16 protein-coding genes are annotated in these 16,875 nt (G+C 69.7%); 9 read left to right on the top strand and 7 right to left on the bottom strand.

The features are described 5' to 3' along the window. Positions 1-65: 65 nt before the first annotated feature. Both LCL61_RS41015 and LCL61_RS41010 read left to right on the top strand, forming a co-directional pair. Positions 66-536, top strand: coding sequence for a DUF3574 domain-containing protein (locus LCL61_RS41015; RefSeq protein ID WP_340684711.1), 471 nt, complete (start codon positions 66-68; stop codon positions 534-536). A 161-nt stretch (positions 537-697) separates the two neighbouring features. Next, complete coding sequence (locus tag LCL61_RS41010) at positions 698-1,831, top strand: GuaB3 family IMP dehydrogenase-related protein (RefSeq protein ID WP_034304399.1); 1,134 nt, start codon at positions 698-700, stop codon at positions 1,829-1,831. Positions 1,832-2,039: 208 nt separating this feature from the next. Here the strand turns inward: LCL61_RS41010 and LCL61_RS41005 are convergent, their stop codons facing one another. Further along, entirely contained in the window at positions 2,040-2,435 is a 396-nt protein-coding gene (locus LCL61_RS41005; protein WP_340684710.1) for a hypothetical protein, read from the bottom strand. 102 nt (positions 2,436-2,537) lie between these two features. Here LCL61_RS41005 and LCL61_RS41000 point away from each other — a divergent pair, with 102 nt between their 5' ends. Together LCL61_RS41000 and LCL61_RS40995 are read left to right on the top strand one after the other, a co-directional pair. Further along, the gene (locus LCL61_RS41000; protein ID WP_340684709.1) at positions 2,538-4,244 is read left to right on the top strand and encodes a GMC family oxidoreductase; all 1,707 of its coding nucleotides are present in this window, start codon (positions 2,538-2,540) and stop codon (positions 4,242-4,244) included. 9 nt (positions 4,245-4,253) lie between these two features. Then, positions 4,254-4,976, top strand: a complete 723-nt coding sequence (locus tag LCL61_RS40995; protein WP_340684708.1) for a maleylpyruvate isomerase N-terminal domain-containing protein — start codon at positions 4,254-4,256, stop codon at positions 4,974-4,976. A gap of 24 nt (positions 4,977-5,000) precedes the next feature. Here LCL61_RS40995 and LCL61_RS40990 read toward each other — a convergent pair whose 3' ends face one another. Beyond that, positions 5,001-5,984, bottom strand: a complete 984-nt coding sequence (locus tag LCL61_RS40990; protein ID WP_340684707.1) for an iron-siderophore ABC transporter substrate-binding protein — start codon at positions 5,982-5,984, stop codon at positions 5,001-5,003. Positions 5,985-6,037: 53 nt separating this feature from the next. Between LCL61_RS40990 and LCL61_RS40985 the strand changes: the two genes are divergently transcribed. From LCL61_RS40985 to LCL61_RS40970, 4 genes are read left to right on the top strand one after another with little or no spacing between them, the layout of a single operon-like run. After that, on the top strand, positions 6,038-7,045 hold the full coding sequence (locus tag LCL61_RS40985) for a FecCD family ABC transporter permease (protein WP_340684706.1): 1,008 nt from the start codon (positions 6,038-6,040) through the stop codon (positions 7,043-7,045). After that, positions 7,042-8,100, top strand: coding sequence for an iron ABC transporter permease (locus LCL61_RS40980; protein ID WP_340684705.1), 1,059 nt, complete (start codon positions 7,042-7,044; stop codon positions 8,098-8,100). The genes LCL61_RS40985 and LCL61_RS40980 overlap by 4 nt, the downstream gene beginning before the upstream one ends. Beyond that, the gene (locus LCL61_RS40975; RefSeq protein ID WP_340684704.1) at positions 8,097-8,891 is read left to right on the top strand and encodes an ABC transporter ATP-binding protein; all 795 of its coding nucleotides are present in this window, start codon (positions 8,097-8,099) and stop codon (positions 8,889-8,891) included. Before LCL61_RS40980 ends, LCL61_RS40975 begins: the two co-directional genes overlap by 4 nt. A 37-nt stretch (positions 8,892-8,928) precedes the next feature. After that, positions 8,929-10,374 (top strand): FAD-binding oxidoreductase, encoded by a 1,446-nt coding sequence (locus tag LCL61_RS40970; protein ID WP_340684703.1) that lies wholly within the window; start codon positions 8,929-8,931, stop codon positions 10,372-10,374. Here LCL61_RS40970 and LCL61_RS40965 read toward each other — a convergent pair. The 3 genes from LCL61_RS40965 to LCL61_RS40955 are packed head-to-tail and all read right to left on the bottom strand — an operon-like array spanning position 10,371 to position 13,467. Further along, positions 10,371-11,816, bottom strand: coding sequence for an aldehyde dehydrogenase family protein (locus tag LCL61_RS40965; protein WP_340684702.1), 1,446 nt, complete (start codon positions 11,814-11,816; stop codon positions 10,371-10,373). The two genes, LCL61_RS40970 and LCL61_RS40965, sit on opposite strands and share 4 nt — an antisense overlap. Before the next feature lie 18 nt (positions 11,817-11,834). Beyond that, on the bottom strand, positions 11,835-12,869 hold the full coding sequence (locus LCL61_RS40960; RefSeq protein ID WP_340684701.1) for a zinc-dependent alcohol dehydrogenase family protein: 1,035 nt from the start codon (positions 12,867-12,869) through the stop codon (positions 11,835-11,837). A gap of 52 nt (positions 12,870-12,921) precedes the next feature. Then, a complete protein-coding gene (locus LCL61_RS40955) occupies positions 12,922-13,467 on the bottom strand; it encodes a DinB family protein (protein ID WP_340684700.1) in 546 nt (181 codons plus the stop codon). A gap of 126 nt (positions 13,468-13,593) precedes the next feature. Here LCL61_RS40955 and guaA point away from each other — a divergent pair, with 126 nt between their 5' ends. After that, the gene (gene guaA, locus LCL61_RS40950) at positions 13,594-15,216 is read left to right on the top strand and encodes a glutamine-hydrolyzing GMP synthase (protein WP_340684699.1); all 1,623 of its coding nucleotides are present in this window, start codon (positions 13,594-13,596) and stop codon (positions 15,214-15,216) included. Positions 15,217-15,340: 124 nt separating this feature from the next. Here the strand turns inward: guaA and LCL61_RS40945 are convergent, their stop codons facing one another. After that, complete coding sequence (locus tag LCL61_RS40945; RefSeq protein WP_340684698.1) at positions 15,341-15,574, bottom strand: hypothetical protein; 234 nt, start codon at positions 15,572-15,574, stop codon at positions 15,341-15,343. Next, positions 15,567-16,838 (bottom strand): PspC domain-containing protein, encoded by a 1,272-nt coding sequence (locus tag LCL61_RS40940; protein ID WP_340684697.1) that lies wholly within the window; start codon positions 16,836-16,838, stop codon positions 15,567-15,569. The genes LCL61_RS40945 and LCL61_RS40940 overlap by 8 nt, the downstream gene beginning before the upstream one ends. Between the last annotated feature and the right edge of the window lie 37 nt (positions 16,839-16,875).

Below are 16,875 nucleotides of genomic sequence, written 5' to 3'. Positions count from 1 at the left end.
ACTTACCCATCCGGTTCCGTTCCCGGGAGACTTGGCTCGCTGATCAAGTCTCCCGGGAGGAACCGATGTCTTTCACGTCGCGTCGGACCGCTCTGGCCGTCTTCGCCGCCGCGGCCCTCGGGCTCGGCGGCGGGGTGGCCGCTTCCGCCGTCCCCACCGCTTCCGCCGCGCCTTCCACGCCCGAGGCCGTCGCCTTCCAGGCGTCACCGGGTGAGCTGTGGAAGCGCACCGAGCTGTACTTCGGGACGACGAAGCCGGGCGGCGGGGAGCTGACCGACGCCGAGTTCGCCGCGTTCACCGACAAGGTCGTCACGCCGAGGTTCCCGGACGGGTTCACCGAGCTGACCGGACGCGGCCAGTGGCGCGGTTCGGACGGCGTGATCTCGCGAGAGAAGTCTAAGGTGATCGTCGTCGTGTACCCGTTCGGCGACCGCGACGCGAACCGCGAGATCGAAGAGATCCGGACCGACTACAAGAAGGCCTTCGCGCAGGAATCCGTCCTTCGGACCGACTCCGTGGAGAAGGTCTCCTTCTGACCCCACGAGCCCCGGAGCGCCTTTAGCGGGCTAAACGCGAAACCGGTGGGGCGTATGGGGCTGGTGTGACTTCCGGCCCGGTTCGGGTGCCCCGTGCGCAGGTAACCCACGCGGCCTAGCGACAATGGGGTGTAACGGTCGTCGGTGAGAAGGGACTTGACGTGCGGGATCTGGTCGAGATCGGCATGGGCCGCACCGCGCGGCGGGCGTATGACCTCGATGACGTGGAGATCGTGCCGTCGCGGCGCACCCGGTCGTCTTCGGTCGTGTCCACCGCCTGGCAGATCGACGCGTACCGGTTCGAGCTGCCGCTGGTCACCCACCCCACCGACGCGATCGTGTCGCCGGGAACCGCGGTGGCCGTCGGCGAACTCGGCGGGCTGGGCGTCCTCAACGCCGAAGGGCTGTGGGCGCGGCACCCGAACGTCGAGGACGCGATCTTCCGCCTCGTCCGGGCCGCCGAGGACACCGAGGACCCGACCGCGATCGTGCGCGAGCTGCAGGAACTGCACTCCGCCCCGATCCGGCTGGATCTGCTGACCGAGGCGATCAAGACCGTTCGCGAGTCCGGGGTCACCGTGGCGGCGCGGGTCAGCCCGCAGCACGCCGCGGAGCTGACGCCGGACCTCCTCGCCGCGGGCGTCGAGATCCTCGTCGTGCAGGGCACGATCATCTCCGCCGAGCACGTCCAGCGGGACGCCGAGCCGCTGGACCTGAAGGACTTCATCGGACGGCTCGACGTCCCGGTGATCGCGGGCGGCGTCAGCGACTACCGCACCGCGATGCACCTGATGCGCACCGGCGCGGCCGGCGTCATAGTCGGGCACGGGGCCAGCCGCGGCGTGACGAGCACCGACAGCGTGCTGGGGATCGGGACGCCGATGGCGACCGCGATCGTCGACGCCGCGGCCGCTCGCCGTGACTACCTCGACGAGACCGGCGGCCGGTACGTCCACGTGCTCGCCGACGGTGGGATGAGCACGTCCGGCGACATCGCCAAGGCCATCGCCTGCGGTGCCGACGCGGTCATGCTGGGCGCGCCGCTGGCCGCCGCCTCCGAGGCGCCGGGGCAGGGGCTCTACTGGACGTCGGCCGCCGCGCACCCGTCGCTGCCGCGTTCGCGCGTGGCGCTGGGGCCGGACTACGCCGTCGACCTGAAGACGCTGCTCTTCGGGCCGTCCTCGGACGCCGAGGGCGTCGTGAACCTCTTCGGCGCGCTTCGCCGCGCGATGGCGAAGACGGGCTACTCGGACCTGAAGGAGTTCCAGCGGGTCGGCCTGACCGTCCGCCGCTGACGCTCGCTCCCGGCCCGGATCGCGTTTAGCCCGCTAAACGCGATCCAATCACGGCGTCGGCNACACGGCCACCATGAGCAGCCCGATCGGCTGGCCGGAATCCAGCAAGGCCCGCACCGCGTTTAGCCCGCTAAACGCGATCCGGGCCGTCTTCGTGTTCTGGAGTCCCATCAGCCCCATACGTCCCTCCTGTGTCGCGTTTAGCCTGCTAAAGGCGCTCCGGCGGCCGGGGGCGGTAGTGGGACGAGCCGAGAGCCCGGGCGATCTTCCGCTGTAGGTCCCGCAGGATCGGGAGGGTTTCGTCGTCCGCGAAGCCCGTCGTGATCGACCAGTCCATCCCGGAGCCGAAGACGTCGCTGGCGAACACGATTTCGGTGGCCACGAGGCCCCTGCGCCAGTCCGAGGCGCTTAGTGGTTCTTCGTCGGCCAGCGCCCCGCGCAACCTTCGCGCTTGTTCGAAGAGGTCGGGCACGTCCTTGAAGCCCATCGCGACGGCGAGGTCGTCGGTGCACGCGGCCGGTCCACCCCATTCCGCCAGGCCACAGCGCAGTACCGTGCGCTCGTCACGCGTCAGGTCGATCGTCAGCAGTGCCTCCGTATCCACCGGTCGATGATGCCCCAGCCGCGTTCGTGCATTCGGCTGGAAGGTAACCGGCCAGTAACTTACCTCTGGTCAGAAGGGGTGGCCGGGGTTACAGTCGAGGGTGTGACTGCGAGTAACACCACCACTGAAGACGACTTCGACTACGACGTGATCGTCGTCGGCTCCGGGTTCGGCGGCAGTGTCGCCGCCCTCCGCCTGACCGAGAAGGGCTACCGCGTCGCCGTCATCGAGGCGGGCCGCCGCTTCGCCGACGACGAGTTCGCGAAGACGTCCTGGGACCTTCGCCGCTACGTCTGGGCGCCTCAGGTCGGTTGCTTCGGCATCCAGCGCATCCACATGCTCAAGGACGTCATGGTGCTCGCCGGCGCGGGCGTCGGTGGCGGCTCGCTGGTCTACGCGAACACGCTGTACCGCCCGTTGAAGCCGTTCTACGTCGACCCGCAGTGGTCTCACATCACCGACTGGGAGTCCGAGCTCGGCCCGCACTACGACCAGGCCAGCCGCATGCTGGGCGTCGTCACCAACCCCAGCGTCACGCCGTCGGACGTGGTCATGAAGGGCGTCGCCGAGGACATGGGCGTGCCGGACTCGTACCATCCGACGCCCGTCGGCGTGTACTTCGGCAAGCCGGGGGAGCGCGCCGAGGATCCGTACTTCGGCGGCGCGGGCCCGGCGCGCACAGGCTGCACCGAATGCGGCTCCTGCATGACCGGCTGCCGCGTCGGCGCCAAGAACACGCTGGTCAAGAACTACCTGTACCTCGCGGAGAAGGACGGCGCGAAGGTCATCCCCCTCACCACCGTGAGCGCGATTAGCCCGCTAAACGCAGGTGGGTACGAGGTGAGCATCAAGAAGACCGGGACCACCTCGCGCAGGTTCCGGCACAAGCTCACCGCCGCGCAGGTGGTGCTCGCCGCCGGCACCTGGGGCACGCAGAACCTGCTCCACAGCATGCGCGACACCGCCAAGCTGCCGAAGCTCTCGCCGCGCCTCGGCGAACTGACCCGCACGAACTCCGAGGCCATCATCGGCGCCGCCCGGACCTCGGTCGACGAGGGGCGGAACTTCAGCCGCGGTGTCGCGATCACGTCGTCGATCCACCCCGACGAGAACACGCATATCGAGCCCGTCCGCTACGGCAAGGGCAGCAACGCGATGAGCCTGCTCCAGACCATCGCCACCGAAGGCGATTCGGCGGTCCCGCGCTGGCGCCAGGCCGTGAACTTCATGCTCAAGCACCCGGTCCAGACGGTGAAGCTGCTCAACGGCTACCGCTGGAGCGAGCGCACGGTGATCCTGCTGGTGATGCAGAGTCTCGACAATTCCATCACCACGTACACCAAACGCGGGCTCTTCGGCCGCCGCAAGTACACGTCCAAACAGGGCCACGGCGAGCCGAACCCGAGCTTCATCCCCGCCGGGCACGAGGCCAACCTCCGCACCGCCGAGCGCATCGGCGGCATGGCGGGTGGCACCTGGGGCGAGATCTTCGACATCCCGCTCACGGCGCATTTCATCGGTGGCGCCCCGATCGGCACGGCGCCCGACAACGGCGTGATCGACCCGTACCACCGGGTGTTCAACTACCCTGGATTGTCCATTGTGGATGGCTCGGCGATCACGGCGAACCTCGGCGTGAACCCCTCGCTGACCATCACCGCGCAGGCCGAGCGGGCCTTCTCGTTCTGGCCCAACAAGGGTGAGCGGGACAGCAGGCCGCCGCAGGATTCGCCGTACGCGCGGCTCGAACCGATCGCGCCGAAGAACCCGGCCGTTCCGGCAGACGCGCCCGCGGCGCTTCGGCGGTAACTTGGGGGTGTGACAGCCTCTGAACGCGCGCACGCGCTGCTGAACCGCGTCCGTGCCCTGCACGGCGAATGGGAGCGCGTCGTGCGCGGGATGGACGAGGAGGCCGTGCGCGGCCCCAGCGCGCTGCCCGGCTGGACGCGGGCGCATCTGCTGTCCCACCTCGCGCGGAACGCCGACGGCCTGGTCAACCTGCTCACCTGGGCGAAATCTGGCGTCGAGACGCCGATGTACGCCGGCGAGGCGGCCAGGGACCACGACATCGAGCAGGGCGCGTATCGGTCCGTCGAGGAGATCGCCGAGGACGTCATCGGCTCCGCCGCGCGCTTGGTCGAGGTCGCGGAGAGCCTGCCGGACGACGCGTGGGGGGTCCGGGTGCGAGCCAGGCAGGGACGTGACATCCCGGCGGAGTTCGTGCTCTGGCTCCGGCTCTCCGAGACCTCGATCCATCTCGCCGATCTCGATCTCGGCTACGACTTCGCCCGTGTCGCCGATCTGCTCGGTGACGAGTTCGACACCGTCGTCGGCAACGCCATCGGGATGTACGGCGGCGAACTGCCAGCCGTACTCCTGGTCGCCGCCGAAGACAACGGTTACCGCCACGAGTGGCGGATGAGCGAAGGGCAACTGACGACGTTGACCGGGACCCGTGGCGAGGTGTTGGCCTGGGTCACCGGCCGCAGCGACGGATCCTCTTTGGACGGTGACGTGCCGACGCTCCCGCGCTGGCTGTGATGGCACCGTCCAAAGAGGACAGGGTCAGCTCCGGAACGAGTCCACGCCGAACTGCTTGGCGAGGTCGTCGAGCATGGCTTGCGCGCCCTGCAGGCTCACCGACGTGAACCAGGTGGTGTCGTTGACGTCGATCTTCTTTCCCTTGAGGGTTCCCCAAAGCGGGTTCGACTGGAATTTCGTCATGGGGTTTTCGGCCTGCTTGGTCTCATCGGTGTAGCTGGCGATGAAGATGGCTTCGGCGTCGAGCTTCCCGATCTCCTCCTGGCTCAGGTCGTTGGAGATCTTCGTCTTGTTGTCCGGCTGACCCGCGGGGCGCTGGAGCCCGGCGTCGGCCATCACGGTCCCGGGGAACGACGCGCTGCTGTAGAGCCGCACCGTCGGCTCCCCCTCGATGAAGCGGACCACGGAGACGGCCGCGGGCTTGCCGAGCTTCGCCTTGATCGCGTCGCCGACCTTGCGGGCCCGCTCCTCGTAGGACTTGATCTTCTGCTCTGCCAACGCTTCCTTGCCCAGCGCCTTGCCGAGCATCCGGATGTTGTCCTTCCAGGTGGCACCGGTGGTCTGGCTGAACACCGTGGGTGCGACCTTGCTGAACTCCGCGTAGAACTTCTCGTGGCGCACCTTCGCGGACACGATCAAATCCGGCTTGATGTCGTACAGCTGCTCGATGTCCGGGCTCTCGAGCGCGCCGATCTCCTTGGCGCCCTCGGCGTACTTGCGGTCGTCGCCCAGGTAGTCCGGCAGCTTGTCGTAGTTGCGGTATTTGGTGTACGCCACCAGTTTCGTCTCGAGTGCCAGCGTGGCATCGACGTAGCTGGAGTCGAGTGCCGCGACGGTGGCGGGCTGCTTCTCGATCTGGGCGGACCCCATCACGTGTTCGACGGTTCGCGGGAATCCACTTTGGCCGGTGCCGGTGGAAGCGGATTCCTGTTCAGCGCCACCGCATGCGGAGAGTGCCAGGCAGGCTGTCACGGCGAGGGCGAGGACTGCGCGCCGGGGTGGGGTCATGGGCCACTCTTTCTGTGCGGTTAGGCTTTCCTAACCGGAGCATAGGATGGCGGATGTCCACAGTGGAAGTTCGTGTTGGAAAGGCGACAGTAGGCGCTCTGCTCGCCACCCTTCTGGCTGTGATCTGCGTCGCGAGCATCGCCCTCGGTGCGCGCTCGATTCCGTTGGGTGTGGTGTGGGACGCGATCTTCCATCCCACCGGTGTGCCGGATCACCTGATCGTCCGTTCGTTGCGGGTGCCGCGCACGCTGCTCGGTGTCCTCGCGGGGCTCGCGCTCGGCGCGGCCGGGGCGCTCATGCAGGGCCACACCCGCAACCCGCTCGCGGACCCCGGCCTGCTCGGCGTCACGCAGGGCGCGGCGTTCGCGGTGGTGCTCGCCGTCGTCGTGCTCGGCATCGACGACCTGTACGCGTTCATCTGGTTCGGCTTCGCCGGTGCCCTCGTCGCGAGTGCCGTGGTGTTCCTGCTCGGCGCGGTCGGCGGCCGCGGCGCCACGCCGGTGACGCTCGCGCTGGCCGGAGCCGCGGTGAGCGCCCTGCTCAACGGCGTCATCTCCGCGATCGTGCTCGGCGACGACTGCGGGATGGAGACCTACCGGTTCTGGCACGTCGGTTCGATCGCGGGCCGGGATCCCGCGATGATCGGCCAGATCGCCCCGTTCGTGGCCGCCGGCCTGCTCCTCGCGGTCATCAACACCCCGGGGATGAACACGCTCGCGCTCGGTGACGACGTCGCCGTCGCGCTCGGACGGCGCGTCGGCCGGACGCGGCTGCTCGGGGTCGTCGCGATCACGCTGCTGACCGGCGCCGCCGTCGCCGCCTGCGGCCCGATCGCGTTCCTGGGCCTGCTGGTCCCGCATTTCGCGCGGGCGATCAGCGGACCCGACTACCGGTGGCTGGTGCCGTTCTCGGCCGTGCTCGGCGCGATCCTGCTGCTGGCGGCGGACCTGCTCGGCCGCGTCGTCGCCTCGGACAACCTGGAGGTCGGCATCATGCTGGCGGTGCTCGGCGTGCCGGTGTTCGTCCACCTCGTCCGCAAGAAGGGCCTGGCACGGATATGACGGCTCCCAAGGTGATCTCGCTCGGCCCGGCGGCCTGGACCGTCCGGCCGAGGACGCTCGCCGTCGTGACCCTCGCGGCGGTCGCACTGGTGCTGGTCGCGGCGCTGAACATCGGTATCGGCACCTCCCACATCGGCCTCGGCGACGTCCTGAAGACGTTGTTCGGCGGCGGCACCGCGCGGGAACGCGGGATCATCTTCGACCTGCGGATGCCGCGTACCTTGACCGCGATCGGGGTCGGCGCGGCCCTCGGGCTGTCCGGCGCGCTGTTCCAGACCATCGCCAGGAACCCGCTGGCCAGCCCGGACATCCTCGGCATCACCTGGGGCGCGGGCGTCGGCGCGGTCGGCGTGATCGTCGCGGGCGGCACCGGCGGCCAGGTCAGCGGCCTGGCGAGCACGCTGGGCGTCCCCCTCGCCGGACTGGCGGGCGGCGTGATCGCGGGAATCCTGCTGTACGCGCTTTCCTGGCGGCGCGGGATCGACGGCTACCGGCTCGTGCTGATCGGTATCGCGCTTTCGGCCGTCGGCTACAACCTCGTGTACTGGCTGCTGACCATCGGAGACGTCGACAACGCCGCGCGGGCCACGACGTGGATCGTGGGCAGCCTCGCCGACGTCGGCTGGGAGTCGGTCGCCCCGGTCCTGCTCGCGTTGGCCGTCCTCGCGCCGGTCACGCTGGTCGCCGGGCACACCATCGGCGGCCTCCAGTTCGGCGACGACACCGCGCGCGGTCTCGGTATCCGGGTGGACGCCGCCCGGGGGACCCTGCTGCTGCTCGGCGCGGCCTTGGCCGCCGTCGCCACCGCGGCCGCGGGCCCGATCACCTTCGTCGCGCTGGCCACCCCGCAGATCGCCTTGAGGCTGGTCCGCTCCGCGCAGCCGCCGCTGTTCGGCTCGATGGTCCTCGGCGCGTTGCTGACCGTCGGCGCGGATTTCGTGGTGCGGGTGACGCCCGGCCTGTCCGGGCTCCCGGTCGGCGTGCTCACGGCGATCCTCGGTGCGCCGTACCTGATCTTCCTGTTCATCCGCAGCCGTAAGGAGGAGCGCGCGTGAACGCCAGACTGCGTGCCCGGGAATTGGAACTCGGCTACGGCGAAACGCCCGTCGTGACCGGGCTGGACCTCGACGTCCTCGACGGGACCGTCACCGCGATCATCGGCCCCAACGGCTGCGGAAAGTCGACCCTGCTGCGTGCGCTGGCGCGGTTGCTCAAGCCACGGCAGGGCGCGGTGCTGCTCGACGGTGAGCGCATCGACAAGCTGCCGACCCGCGAGGTCGCCAAGATCATCGGCCTGTTGCCGCAGACGCCGTCCGCACCCGAAGGGCTGACCGTCTCGGATCTGGTCCGGCGGGGGCGGCATCCGCATCAGAGCTGGTACCGGCAGTGGTCTTCCTCCGACGACGAGGCGATCGAGCGGGCGCTGCGGCTGACCGGGATGGAGGAGCACGCCGGCCGGGTCGTCGACCAGCTCTCCGGCGGGCAGCGGCAGCGGGCGTGGATCTCGATGACGCTGGCGCAGGAGACCGGCCTGCTCCTGCTCGACGAGCCGATCACGTATCTCGACCTGGCACACCAGATCGACGTGCTGGACCTGGTGTACCGGCTGCACGACGAACGCGGGACCACCGTGGTGATGGTGCTGCACGACCTGAACCTCGCCGCCAGGTACGCCGACAAGCTGGTGGCGATGCGCGACGGCAGGATCGTCGCGCAGGGCCCACCCGCCGAGGTGCTCACCGAGCCGCTGCTCGAGGAGATCTTCGGTCTGACGGCGAAGGTCATGGCCGATCCGGTGTCCGGTACGCCGCTGGTCGTGCCGGTGAGCGCACACCTTCGGGCGTAAGGCCGCAACCTGCCCGCCCCATGGGCGTCTAACGGGCATGAAGCTGGGGCGAAGGAACTTCCTCAAACTCGCCGGTGCGACAGCGGCCGGGGTGGCCGCGACGGCGTGCTCCGCCGTGCCTTCCGGCCAGGCGCCCAGCTCCGCCCCGGGAACGTCGTTGCCGCCGAGCGCCGGTGTCACGCCGCCGTCCGGTTCGCCGGACTGGGCGGCGTTGCGGAGCAAGGTTTCCCTGCTCCTGCCAGGGGATTCCGGCTACGACAGCGCCAAACGCGTATTCAATCCGGCCTTCGACGGACTCAGGCCCGCCGCGATCGCGAACTGCGCCAAGCCCGAAGACGTACAGGTGGCTGTTTCCGCTGCCGCGAGGCGGGTTCCCATCGCCGCGCGCGGTGGTGGGCACAGTTACGCCGGCTATTCGGTTCCCGACGGTGGCTTGATGATCGACCTCGGCGGAATGTCCTCAGTGGACGTCCAAGGTGATCAGGTCGTGATCGGTGCGGGCGCGAAGCTGAAGGACGTCTACGCGACGCTGGGCGCGGCGGGCCGTTGCCTGCCCGCGGGTTCCTGTCCGAGTGTCGGGATCGCCGGGCTGACGCTCGGCGGCGGAATCGGTGTCCTGGCCAGGAAATACGGTCTCACCTGTGACCATCTGGTGTCCGCGCGCGTGGTCACGGCGGACGGGGAACTCCGGAGGGTGTCGGCGGATTCCGAGCCGGAGCTGTTCTGGGCGTTGCGCGGTGGGGGCGGTGGCAACTTCGGTGTCGTCACCTCGTTCACCTTCCGCACGGATCCCGCGCCGTCGGCCGTTTCGGTGTTCTCCTTGCATTTCCCGGCGGGCAGCGCGGACGATGTCGTCGCCGAGTGGCAGCGCTGGCTACCCGAAGCCCCGCCGGAGTTGTGGGCGAACGTCGTGCTGTCCGGCGGGACTTCGGTCGGTGCGCGGATTTCCGGTTGCTACGTGGGCGATTCCGCTTCCTTGGGCAAGCTGCTGAACGGATTCGCCGGTGCGACGCGTTCGGTCAAGCAGCTCGACTATCTCGGTGCCATGAAGTACTTCTCCGGCAGCGAGAATCGTCAGTCCTTTGTGGCCTCGTCGCGGATTCTCGGCCAACCGGCGGATCCCGCGAAAGTGACGTCGATCCTCAAGGGCAGGCGCGGAATGGACCTGCTGGTCGACGGCCTCGGCGGCGCCGTCGCCGACATCGCCCCTGACGCCACGGCGTTCTGGCACCGGAAAGCGCTCGGCAGCGTCCAGATCTACAGTCAGGCGGACGCGCGTAACCGTTCCGCGGCAACGGATTCCGTCGCGGAGGTGGTGACAGGGCTCGGGCTGGACGGGGGCTACGTCAACTACATCGACCCCGCCCTGCCCGACTGGATGACGGCCTACTACGGCGGCAACGTCACCCGCCTCAAGCAGGTGGCGAAGACCTACGACCCGGACAAGGTGTTCGGGTTCGCGCAGGCCGTCACCCCGGACTAGAGGTCGATGCCGGTGAAGACGGTGACCCGTTCCTCGGTGAGGTCGTGCATCGCGGCCAGGACGCCTTCCCTGCCGACGCCCGATCCCTTGACGCCGCCGTAGGGCATCTGGTCCGCGCGGTAGCTCGGGACGTCGCCGATGATCACGCCGCCGACTTCGAGTTCCGTCGACGCGTAGAAGGCGAGATGCACGTCGCGGGTGAACACTCCGGCCTGCAAGCCGTAGGCGGATTCGTTGACCGACGCGAAAGCCTCGTCGACACCGTCCACAAGGGACACTGCGAGTACCGGCCCGAAGATCTCCTCCGCCCAGGCCTTTGTGGACGGTGGCACGTCGGTGAGCACGGTCGGCTCCACCGTCGCGCCGTCCCGCTTGCCGCCGGTGAGGACCTTCGCGCCGGCGGCGACGGCTTCGTCGATCCAGGCGACGATCCGCTCCGCGGCGGCCTCGTCGACGACCGGGCCCACGTCGGTGTTCTTGTCGTACGGGTCACCGGTTCGCTGTGCCCGCACGGCTTCCACCAACGCGGGCACGAACTCCTCGGCGACTTCGCGTTCCACGATGACCCGCTGCACGGCGATGCAGGACTGCCCGGCCTGGTAGTTGCCGAAGGTCGCGATGCGCTCCGCGGCACCTTCCGGATCCGGCCAGTCGCGGAGCACGACGGCGGCCGCGTTGCCGCCGAGTTCGAGCACGACGTGCTTGCGCGGCGCGGCATCCGCGATCGACCAGCCGACCGGACCCGAACCGGTGAACGACACGACCGGGAGCCGAGGATCCGCGACCAGCGCCGAAGTCTCCTCGTTGCCGAGCGGCAGCACCGAGAACGCGCCTTCCGGCAGGTCCGTCTCGGCCAGGATCTCGCCGAGGATCAGCGCGGACAACGGCGTGCGCGGCGCGGGTTTGACGATGATCGGCGCGCCGACCGCGAGCGACGGCGCCACCTTGTGCGCCACCAGGTTCAGGGGGAAGTTGAACGGCGCGATGCCCAGCACCGGGCCGCGCGGGATACGCCGGGTCAGTGCCAGCCTGCCCTCGCCCGCGGGGTCGGTGTCCAGGCGCTGCAGGTCGCCGCTGAACCGGCGGGCCTCTTCGGCCGCGATCCGGAACACCGACACCGCGCGCCGGACCTCCGCGTCGGCCCACTTGAGCGGCTTGCCGTTCTCGGCGGTGATGACCTCGGCGATCTCCTCGGCCCGGCCGGCGATGACCCGCGAAACGTGGTCGAGCGCCGCGGCACGGCTGTGTGCCGAGGAACGCCGGAACTCCTTCGCGACGCTCGCCGCAGCGCTCACCGCTCGTTCGACCTGCTCCGGTCCGGGCACCGCGACGGTGGCGACTTCGCTGCCGTCGTAGGGGTGATGCACGGTGATCGTCGAAGCGCCCTGCTCGGGGCGTCCGGCGATCCAGGCGGGGCGCGGCTCCGGGGTGATCATGTCCATGGGGACAAGGTATTCCAGTCAGGGTTTGACGAGCACCTTGAGCGCTTCGCGGTCCGCCATCGCGCGGTAACCGCCGGGGACCTCTTCGAGCCCGATGGTCCGGTCGAAGACCTTGCCCGGCTGGTACTTGCCCTCGACGACGTCTTCGAGCAGTTCGGGGATGTAGTGGCGGGCGGGGGCGACGCCACCGGTGACGGTGATGTTGCGACGGAAGAGTGACGGACCGATCGGGCCCTCGGCGTACTGCGGCACGCCGACGCGGCTGACCGTGCCGCCGGGGCGGACCGCGCCGACACCCATCTCGAAGGCGGGCTTCGTGCCGACGCATTCGAGGACTGTGTGCGTGCCTTCGCCGTTCGTCAGCTCTCGGACCTTCTCGATGCCTTCGTCGCCGCGCTCGGCTACGACGTCTGTCGCGCCGAACTCACGGCCGAGGTCCGTGCGGGTCCGGTGGCGGCCCATCAGGATGATGCGCTCGGCGCCGAGGCGCTTCGCCGCGAGAACCGCGGAGAGACCGACGGCGCCGTCACCGATGACAGTGACTGTGGTGCGCTCGTTCACGCCCGCTTTGACCGCCGCGTGGTGGCCGGTCGCGAACACGTCGGAGAGCGTGAGGAACGAGGCGAGCAGGTCGTCGTCCTCGGTGTGCGGCAGTTTCACCAGCGTGCCGTCGGCCTGCGGGACGCGGACGGCCTCGCCCTGGCCGGCGTCGACGCCCTTCGCGCCCCAGTTGCCACCGTGCAGGCAGGAGGTGTGGAGGCCTTCGCGGCAGAACTGGCACGTGTTGTCGGAGTAGACGAAGGGCGCGACGGCCAGGTCTCCAGGCTTGAGCGTGGTGACGTCGGAGCCGACGGCCTCGACGACTCCGAGGAACTCGTGCCCGATCCGGACGCCGCGGTCGCGCGCGGGCATGCTGCCGTACGGCCAGAGGTCGCTGCCGCAGATGCAGGAGCGGACGACGCGGAGGAGGGCGTCGGTCGGTTCGCTCAGCTTCGGGTCCGGGACGGTCTCGACGCGTACGTCGCCGGCGCCGTAGATGAGAGTCGCTCGCAAGACGGGTCCTTTCCTCGGCTTGCCCCAGTATGGGCGCGTCGCGTTTAGCCCGCTAAACGCGATCTGTTCGGGGACGGGACCGATAGAGGTCGCGGAGCAGCAGGACCTCGGCGCCGTGGTGGATGGCCTCCCGGTTGATGTGCAGGACGAGGGTCGCGAGTGGGTACTCCGCGTACGGGCCTTCAGCCTCGCCGCAGGGGCGCGCGAGGTCTACGGCGGTGAGGCCGCGGACGCCGTCACGCCAGCGCGCGTAGGCGTCGTCGAGCTGCTCCAGCGCTTCTTTGGCGGAGCCCGCGTAGGGGAAGGTCTGGTAGTCGACGGGCGGGCCGCCGAAATGCGACGCGCTCCGCATCGCGAAGACGCCGATGATGATGTGGGCGAGGCGCCACGCGATCGTCGTCACCGGCGGCGGAGACGGCTCCGGATACGCCCAGTCGATCGTGAAAGCGCCGTTCTCGCCCGGCCGGATCGACCAGCAGTCCTCGACGGGTTCCCAGAGGTATTCGTCGTCGGCGAGGGTGTCCAGCCGGGGCCGGAGATGCTGTGTCCAGTGCCAGTCGAGCTGTTCGGAGAGTTCCTTGCTCCAGTCGATGTCCATGTCCCGAACGTTAGGACGCCTCGCGGTCATCCGCTGTCCTGAATCGTGAGGGGGTTGGCGGCGAGGTGACCCGGCCCACCTGGGACGATGGTGGGGAAGCGTACTGCTCTGATCTGGAGGTTTCAGGTGCCCAGTCCCACCGGTCCGGTACTCGTCGTGGACTTCGGGGCGCAGTACGCGCAACTGATCGCGCGGCGCGTGCGTGAGGCGCAGGTCTACTCCGAGGTCGTCCCGCACACCGCCACCGCCGAGGACATCCTCGCCAAGGACCCCGCCGCGATCATCCTTTCCGGCGGTCCTTCCAGCGTGTACGCGGAGAACGCCCCCGCCCTCGCCCCCGGGCTGGTCGACGCGGGCGTGCCGATCCTCGGCATCTGCTATGGCCACCAGGTGCTCGCGCAGGCCCTCGGCGGCACGGTCGAGCCGACCGGGATCCGCGAGTTCGGCCGCACCGAGGTCCGCGTCGCCGGTGAGGGCGGTGTCCTGCACGCCGGTCTCCCGAGCAACCAGCCCGCCTGGATGAGCCACAACGACAGCGTCACCAAGGCTCCCGAGGGCGCCACCGTGACCGCTTCGAGTGACGGCGCCGCCGTCGCCGGGTTCGAAGACGTCGAGCGCCGCTTCGCCGGCGTCCAGTACCACCCCGAGGTGCACCACTCGCCGCACGGCCAAGAGGTGCTCCGCCGCTTCCTGCACGACATCGCGGGCATCAAGCCGCAGTGGACGACGTCGTCCATCGTCGACGACCAGGTCAAGCGCATCGCCGAGCAGGTCGGCGACGGCCGGGCGATCTGCGGGCTCTCGGGCGGCGTCGACTCCGCCGTGGCCGCCGCACTGGTCCAGCGGGCCATCGGTGACCGGCTGACCTGCGTGTTCGTCGACCACGGCCTGCTGCGGTCCGGCGAGCGCACCCAGGTCGAGCGTGATTTCGTCGCGGCGACCGGGGTCAACCTGGTGACCGTCGACGCGCGGGACCGGTTCCTCGACGCGCTGGCCGGGGTCACCGACCCCGAGGAGAAGCGCAAGATCATCGGGCGCGAGTTCATCCGCGTGTTCGAGCAGGCCGAGCGCGACCTCAAGGCCAAGGGCGACTACAAGTTCCTGGTCCAGGGCACGCTGTACCCGGACGTCGTCGAGTCCGGCGGCGGTGAGGGCGCGGCGAACATCAAGAGCCACCACAACGTCGGCGGGCTGCCCGANGAGTCCGGCGGCGGTGAGGGCGCGGCGAACATCAAGAGCCACCACAACGTCGGCGGGCTGCCCGACGATCTGCAGTTCGAGCTCGTCGAGCCGCTGCGCCTGCTGTTCAAGGACGAGGTGCGGCGCGTCGGGCTGGAGCTCGGGCTGCCGGAGACGATCGTGCAGCGGCAGCCGTTCCCCGGCCCGGGGCTCGGCATCCGGATCATCGGCGCCGTCGACGCCGAGCGGCTCGAGACACTGCGCGCGGCGGACGCCATCGCGCGCGAGGAGCTCACCGCGGCCGGGCTGGACGGCGAGATCTGGCAGTGCCCGGTGGTGCTGCTGGCCGACGTCCGCAGCGTCGGCGTCCAGGGCGACGGGCGGACCTACGGGCACCCGATCGTGCTGCGGCCGGTGTCGTCCGAGGACGCGATGACAGCGGACTGGACGCGGCTGCCCTACGAGGTGCTGGAGCGGATCTCGACCCGCATCACCAACGAGGTCGCCGAGGTGAACCGGGTGGTCCTGGACGTCACGTCCAAGCCGCCGGGCACCATCGAGTGGGAGTGACCAGCCCCGCCCGGACCTGCGTTTAGCCCCCTAATCGCGATCCGGGGCGCCGGGGTGGGAGCAAGGCGAAGGCCCCGGCGAGGGGCCGGGGCCTTCGGAGTGGGGTGGAGCGTGAGCGACGCCGCTAGCGGCGGCTCTTGCGCAGCGAAGCGGCGAGCAGCAGGACGCCGACGAAGATCGCCCCACCCGCCATGACCCACCGGAAGTCGAACCGCGGGAGCCACGAGGAGCCGTCCGAGAGGACGTAACCCGACACCAGCAACGTCGCGATGCCGATGATCAGGGTGAAGACGTCCACCCCGCGCTTCGCGGGCTGCGACGACTGTGCCTGCGTGCTGTCGTAGTCGTACTCAGCCACGGCGCACCTCCACGTTCCCGACACCGTTCTTGACCTTCAGAGTGATCTTCTGTCCGTTGTCGCCCGGCGCGGTGAAGTCGACGGCGTCCTCGCCGACTCCCGAGCGGGACTGGCCGAGGCAGTCGACCTCGCCCGCTCCCGTCTCGCAGGAGACCTTCACTTCGGCACCCGCCGGCACGAGCACCGTCGAGTTGCCCGCCCCGTTGGAGACCTTCGTGGTCACCGAAGCGCCCGCCGGCAGCTTGGTCAGGTCGACGTCGATGTTCCCCGCCGAGCGGTGATACTCCGGCAGCACCTCGGACACCTGGCTCGGCGTCGCCGTGAGGTCCCCGACGCCGCCCTTCACGGAGAAGTTCTCGAACGGCACCGTGGTCAGCGCCATCCCGACGATCGCCAGCGGCACCGCCAGCCCGATCAGCCCGCGGCCGCCCCGGACGAACGAGCCGGCCACCAGCCCGATGCCGACCACACCCAGGGTGAGCCCGACGATGTGCTGCGGGGTGAACCACGCTTCGCCGTCCAGACCCAGGACGGTGCCGACCCCGGCGACCAGCACGGCGATCCCGAAGGTCGTGGCGCCGATCTTCGATTTCCGGCCGCGAGGCGCAGGCGGCGCGGGAGGCGGAGGTGGAGTCTGCGGCGGCAGCCCACCAGAGGGCGATGCGTTCGGCAGATCCCAAGCCGACGGGTCGGCCGCGAGCGGGTCCCAGCCGCCCTCGGTCGCCGTCGAGGTGGAGGCCGCCGACGCCGACGCCATCGAGAACGCGGCCGTCGGATAAGCCGGAGCGGGCATCGTCGGCCGGTTGAACTGTCCGCGGTTGCGGTGCAGCAGGTACAGCGCGACGGCCATCAGCGCGAAACCGATCAAGCCGGTGCCGTCGGTCATCCAGCCGCCGCTCAAGGTCCAGGTGAGACCGGGGAAAAGCAGGAGCAGAAGCAGCACCGCGAACGCCGGCGAGCTCGACGCCCGCCCTCGGCCGATCAGGCTCTCGAACGCGGAAACGGGGTCGCCCTCCTGCGGCAGGAACAGCCAGCCCAGCAGATAGACGAAGACGCCGAAGCCGCCGAACACGGTCGCCGCGACCAGCGCGACACGGACCACGGTCGGGTCGATGCCGTACCGGTAGCCGATGCCGGCGGCCACACCGGCGAACTTGCGGCCGTGTGCCGGGCGGACCGGCCTGCTCCGCCAGAAATCCTTGACGGTCTCCTCGAAGCCGGCCGCGGGGCCGCGCTTCGGAACCTGTGTCTCACTCCCACTCATGCCACAAAGAATGCGCCCCGGCGGCCTCCGCCACATC

Source organism: Amycolatopsis coloradensis (assembly GCF_037997115.1).
Taxonomy (GTDB): domain Bacteria; phylum Actinomycetota; class Actinomycetes; order Mycobacteriales; family Pseudonocardiaceae; genus Amycolatopsis; species Amycolatopsis coloradensis_A.
Note: the sequence above shows the minus strand (reverse complement) of the source record. Positions and strands in the feature narration are given on the sequence as shown.